This is a genomic window from Flavobacteriales bacterium, assembly GCA_013214975.1.
Classification (GTDB): Bacteria; Bacteroidota; Bacteroidia; order DT-38; family DT-38; genus DT-38.
This window is the reverse complement of the sequence record JABSPR010000277.1, coordinates 1-3,862: the sequence shown is the minus strand read 5'-3', so window position 1 is coordinate 3,862 and position 3,862 is coordinate 1. Positions and strand designations below refer to the sequence as shown.

The window sequence follows — 3,862 nt, the reverse complement described above, 5'->3', positions numbered from 1 at the left end:
AAGCTATGCAGTTTTAATAAATATGTCTAGTCCTAAATAATCGTTACAGTTTTTAGGTTGATAAAAATAGATTAATTAAAGAGCCATTGCGAAAAGTAATGGCTCTTTCTTTGCCGTAAAATTGCTTTTACTTCAACAAACTAATCCGAACCTTTTTCTTCTTGAGGCGGCTGTTGTTAAGGTCTTCGATAAGTTGACGTGATTTGGCTTTAGAGACCGCTACGAAGGCGCAATCTTGTTTTAACTCAATAACCCCTAGTTCGTCTTTGTTGAGGTTGCCCTGTTTAAAAAACAAGCCTGCGATGTCGCCTTTAGAAATCTTATCTTTTCGTCCGCCAGAGATGTAAAGCGTTTCCCATCCGCTACTGCTTAAGTTAGCGCCAGATTTAAGATTTAGTTCCTCAGATCCTTTAATAAATTCAGGTAATGATTCTCTTTGTCCTTGGATGATGTAAGCAGTTCCCTCGTTGTGCATTCTGGCTGTACGGCCATTACGGTGAATGAACTCATCTTCCTTAACCGGCAGTTCAAAATGAACAATAAAATCTAATTCGGGAACGTCAATTCCTCTTGCCGCAAGGTCGGTAGCGAGTAAAATTTTATGTGTTCCGTTTCTAAATTTGATTAAAGATCGTTCTCTATCTCTTTGCTCTAATCCGCCATAAAAACAAGCATGACCAATTCTCTTATCATCTAAAAATTCGCTTACGGTATTGATGGTAGCCTTGAAATTGCAAAAGATTATTCCGTTGCCTTCCCCTACATGGCTCAATAGATCTTCAAGGGCCTCCAGTTTGTCTTCTGTTGCAGCAACGATGGTTTTAAGTACCAACTGGCTTGTTGCTTCTTTTATATAATCGATCTTTTTAGGATCTGTTAAACCAACAAATTCGGGTACTTCAACTTTTTGTGTTGCCGAGGTTAGTATTTTCTTCTTAACGTTTATTAATCCTTCCACTATTTCCGTCATTTCGGCTTCGAAACCATCTTCCAACGATTTGTCGAATTCGTCGAGCACCAACGTTTTAACCTCTTTGGTGTTGATGTTCTCCCTGCGAATATGATCGGCTATTCTACCAGGTGTACCAACCAAGATTGCCGGTGTGTTTTTTAGTTCGTAAATGTCTTTTGAACCGGATCTCCCGCCATAGACGGCATTAGCTTTAAAGCCGCTTCCCATCTCGCGGATAACCTGTTCTATTTGAATTGCAAGTTCACGTGAAGGCACTAATATTAATGCTTGAATTTCTTTCGATTCTCTGCTGAGATTAGCCATGATTGGCAATAAAAAGGCCAATGTTTTCCCGGTTCCGGTTGGAGATAGTAGTACTACTTCAGGGTGAGTTAAAATAACTTCTCTCGCCTCGCTCTGCATTTGGTTAAGCTTGGTAATGCCAAGCTTACTCAATATTTCTTTCTGACTTTTTTTCTGTTCCATTGCGTCGCAAAGGTATTGCAAACTGTCAGTTCGAGTGATTTTTTCTTAAAAAATTGTATCGAGAACAAAGTTCGAATTGATTAGTCTCATTGTGTTCTCGATACGATTCAGACTTAAAGAGGTCTGAATCACTCGAACTGACAATGATTCTTAAAGCATAAAGACATGAATTTAAAACTGAACCCCAACCATTATTTCGTGCGAACCGTTGTTGTAATCCTGAAGAACAGAGGCATCGAAATCATACGAATATCCAATGTTAACTAGCTCCTTAATGGTGTATCTACTAATTACACTTAAAGTCTTATCGCTAGAGTAGGCTAAACCAAAATCAAATTGATTATTGTAGTTCAATAATAAGTTACCGCTCATGAGCACATCGCTCCCAAACTGCTGACTAACAATAATGTTTGGGTTAAGAGAGATATTGTCGTTCACTTCGTGCGTATAGCCGGTCATAATGTAATATTGCCTTTTAATGGTATTCAAAATAGGGGATGCACCATTATTAAAATCTACTTTTTCCAACATATTGATTAGGGAAGCACCAATGTAAAAGTTCTCACCCGTTAAGTAAGTTCCGAAGTTGGCATCAAACCCAGCAGATTGTCCAGTAGAATTATCAAGCAACGGTTCATACCCTTCAGGATTTGCGGCATCAAGTCGATATCCAAAAGTGTAAATCATCGGAGCAATACCTAACCTTAAATCCATGTCTTCGGAGATTTCAACCTTGTAAGAATAATTAACCGTCATACCTGTATTTCTAAAAACACCTACTTGATAAATAAACATATTACCTCCAAGAGTCATGGTTTCATCTTGTAAAGCAACGGTAGCTCCAAGTATACTTGATGAAGGAGCATTGTCTATGGTTGTCCACTGTTCGTGGTGCTTAAGCCAAATCTGTGATCCCCTGTCGGCTTCATAGGCAGCAGGGTTTACTATTCCTTTTGTAAATACAAGTTGACTGTGTTTCCCAATATTTTGAGCGAATACAGAAGTTGTTATCAACGTAAATACGAGTATGAAGAGGTGTTGCTTTTTCATGAGTGTTTTCATCGTTACAGTTAATAAATTACAGATACGGTTGATTGCATTTCCACCTGATTATTGTCATAGCCCGTTGCGGATATTAAAGCATAATAGGTGCCTTGCGGAACTAACTTCCCGTTGTATTTGCCGTCCCATCTTGCGTCTAGTTCGGATGTCTCGAAAACTACTGTTCCGAATTGATCGATAACAGTACAAGCATAGTCGGTGAGGCCACAATCTTTAACACCCCATGTCTCGTTATAGCCATCGCCATTTGGGCTAAAAACATTGTAGGTTTCTAAACATGAATTCGTTCTAACGTTAAAAGTTATAGCAGTACTGTCGGCACAATGGCCATTTTTTGAGACTCGAAGTTGAATGGAATAGGTAATTGGTTCGTAGTTATCAAAAGAAAATTCGGGAATACTATCACCATAAGTAACTTCTAGTTCTTCGCTCGATATACCATCTTCATATGGAGAGGTTAACGTCCAAATATTTTCACTTAATGTTCGGTTGTAACTGTTGTCGTTTAATGAGACCGTCAATGGACCTTGATAATAGCCATCTGAAAGCGGTTCTGATGGATCTGGCATCCAATCGAAGTAAGCCCTAACGGAATCTGGTCTTAAAACGTGCAAAGAATCTATCGCAACACATCCATTTATATCGGTAACGGTAACCATATATGGAGCTCCATTATATCCGCAGACACCTTGACGTTCCGAATTTGAATATTGAGTTACACTAAAAAGAGTTTGTTGTGCATAGGTGCCAGCGGTTTCTGTATCCCACTGGTAAGTGTAAGTTGGGTTGAGTTCGTCTAAAACGGTTCCCCCAACTACATTCGTATTTATAGCTCCATTACAAGATTCGTAGCATGAAACGCTATCGCTAATTAGAGTTACATAAAGACTGTCCGGATTTAGAACAGTAGCGCTATCTATTACAAAATCGGTAAAACTAAAAGGGTCGGCAAAGAATGCCATAATGTTGGGATATTCAGCAGCTCCAAAATAATAGGTTCCGGCAGGTACATCTTCTATAAGAGTTTCAGTAAAATTATCGAAGCTACTAAAATCCACTTCATCTGGATCTGGACTTTCGAGCCATCCACTAATATAAAATGATATAGGACTAGAACCATTTAAGTCAGCTTCAATTATTGCTGTAGAATCACTGTGGCAAAGGAGTTCAGTAACCTCAAAGGATACTGTTAACTGCGCATAGGATGCTATGTTAAGAGTTACTAGGATTACTAGAGTAAATAGTTTTTTCATGCTTAAAAGATTGAATTTATGATGCTAAAATAGAAAAAGTAATTAGTTCAATTACTTTTCAATTGTTAATAAACAGGAATGGCAACGTGCGCCTATTTAATTGGCTTTT

Annotated in this window: 3 protein-coding genes; all 3 read right to left on the bottom strand. The window is 38.5% G+C overall.

Annotated features, from left to right (window positions below):
- Positions 1–127: 127 nt before the first annotated feature.
- Positions 128–1,438, bottom strand: coding sequence for a DEAD/DEAH box helicase (locus HRT72_08990; protein NQY67841.1), 1,311 nt, complete (start codon positions 1,436–1,438; stop codon positions 128–130).
- A 171-nt stretch (positions 1,439–1,609) separates the two neighbouring features.
- A complete protein-coding gene (locus HRT72_08985; protein ID NQY67840.1) occupies positions 1,610–2,500 on the bottom strand; it encodes a PorP/SprF family type IX secretion system membrane protein in 891 nt (296 codons plus the stop codon).
- Positions 2,501–2,508: 8 nt separating this feature from the next.
- The gene (locus HRT72_08980; GenBank protein NQY67839.1) at positions 2,509–3,753 is read right to left on the bottom strand and encodes a gliding motility-associated C-terminal domain-containing protein; all 1,245 of its coding nucleotides are present in this window, start codon (positions 3,751–3,753) and stop codon (positions 2,509–2,511) included.
- Between the last annotated feature and the right edge of the window lie 109 nt (positions 3,754–3,862).

Bases quoted from the DNA above. Each gene is read 5' to 3' on its own strand.
- HRT72_08990 (NQY67841.1), bottom strand. From the start codon at position 1,438: ATGGAACAGAAAAAAAGTCAGAAAGAAATATTGAGTAAGCTTGGCATT.
- HRT72_08985 (NQY67840.1), bottom strand. From the start codon at position 2,500: ATGAAAACACTCATGAAAAAGCAACACCTCTTCATACTCGTATTTACG.
- HRT72_08980 (NQY67839.1), bottom strand. From the start codon at position 3,753: ATGAAAAAACTATTTACTCTAGTAATCCTAGTAACTCTTAACATAGCA.